Raw genomic sequence first — 1,849 nt, 5'->3', positions numbered from 1 at the left:
GGAAAGATTTCGGATGCGGCAAAATCACCCCCGACATTTAGCTCCGATCGAGATTACGCTCACTTAGAAGCACAAATCGCTGCTGCTGATGCGATCCTCGTTGGTAGCGGCACTCTAAGCGACGGGGGGAGTATAGTTTTGGTACAAAAACCAGAATTAATTCAAGCGAGAATCGATCGCGATCAACCAGCTCAACCGCCTCAGATTATCTGTTCTCGGAGCGGTAAAATTGATGCACAGTTACCATTTTTTAGTCAACCGATCGATCGCTGGTTATTAACAACTAAAATTGGTGCTAGAAATTGGCACGATCGATCTAGTTTCGATCGCATTCTTGAATGCGAAACTCCTGACGGTCGGGATCTCGATTGGCAGGCAGCCAAAAATGAACTGGTTAAATTAGGGATTAAAAATATCTGTTTTTTGGGCGGGTCAGCATTAGCGGCGAGTCTGTTTGCAGCAAATTTTATCGATGAGTTGTGGTTGACAGTCTGCCCGGTTATCTATGGCGGCGATGATGCACCGACTCCAGTGGCGGGAGCTGGATTCACGCCCGAATCTGCCCCAAAGTTAACATTGTTGAGTGTCGAGCGCATCGACCAAGAAATATTCTTACATTATCAAGTTCACAAACCGATAGATCTAAATAATTAATAATTATTAATTATTAATTAATTTAAGGTCGCCTCCCGTGCGGATAGACCTTCACTATTGGCACCAAAATACCATATTGCGATCGCCACCTCGCCTAATGTCACTGTTTTCTTTGGTTGAAATAAAGTCGTGTAGCCAAATACTCTTTTGATGTTCGCCTGGTCGCCATTTTGAAAGTCGGCTAATACTGCCCGCATGGCTTTGGGATCGATTTTACCCGCATCTTGAAAGCCCCATGTTTGCTTGACGGCATCTAGAGAGGCTGCTGGGAGCGGTTGACGGGTATCTAAGGGCACTTTCCACAAAATCATCTGCTCTCTAGTCACAGGGGCTTCAGGGCGAAATAGCACGCTAGTAGCGTCACCGCTGAGGGGACTGGGAATCAGTCCTGCTTCGGCTAAGCCTTGAATGCTGGGAAAGTCGGGATTGGTAGTGGGGACGTCTTGAAAGGCTGGCTTAGCATCGCTCGTGGCTAACTTGAGCTGTTGGGTGGGCTTAGTGCCATTAATCCGGTTGTGGGCGGCAACCAGCCACCGGGCGTATTCGCGGCGAGTGACGGGGCGATTGCTTGGGGGTGTCTTGCCAGTGGCGCTAGTGTCGGCACTGGTGAAGACACCGAGCTTGGTGAGATCTGCCAGATACTCGCCAGTATTGGCTGGGGCAAGATTATTGCTGAGCGGTTTTGGGCTGGGAGTCGGCGTACTGCTGGGTGCCGGACTGCTAGGTGCTGGCGTTGGGGTAGGGCTGGCAGTTGTGGCGAGTAGGCTAATTGTATAAGTGGTGACTCCAGTTTGTTGCTTGTCCGTACTAGGCTCGGGTGCGATCGTCACGTTCGATCGATCTGGTTGAGTGGCGACTAATTGGGGCGCAGTATCGCTGGGCTGAGTGACAATTTGCCATTGCTTAGCAGTGAGTTCTTGCTGATAAAATTTGTAGACAGACTCGATCGGATCTGGAGTCGTCCAAGTGGTAACAATCCCTCGATCGTCAGTGCGATCGGTATTTAGCAATTTTGCCTGTGGATACTGCGGAAAATCGGCGGGAAGATCGTTGGTGGTTGGCTCGGCAGCAGTGGGTTGTTTGAGCTTGGGATCTGGGGCGAAGGTATCTTGTACTGTTTTCCCATTGCAGCCAGAGAGCAAGATGGGTGTACTCATTGCTAGTGCGGCTAACAATCCAGACCGACAAATCCCAA

The 1,849-nt window shown here is 49.9% G+C and carries 2 protein-coding genes; one reads left to right on the top strand and one right to left on the bottom strand.

Features of this window, described 5'->3' with window-relative positions:
* On the top strand, nt 1-654 hold a 654-nt coding region (locus tag RMO35_RS01385; RefSeq protein ID WP_309738032.1), incomplete at its 5' end, for a RibD family protein.
* Nucleotides 655-671: 17 nt separating this feature from the next.
* Here RMO35_RS01385 and RMO35_RS01380 read toward each other — a convergent pair.
* Nucleotides 672-1,849 (bottom strand): S-layer homology domain-containing protein (locus RMO35_RS01380; protein WP_309738031.1); only part of this gene is annotated, 1,178 nt, incomplete at its 5' end.

Source organism: Chamaesiphon sp. OTE_20_metabat_361 (assembly GCF_031364565.1).
The sequence above is the reverse complement of the archived record's forward strand: the minus strand, read 5'-3'. Positions and strand labels throughout refer to the sequence as shown.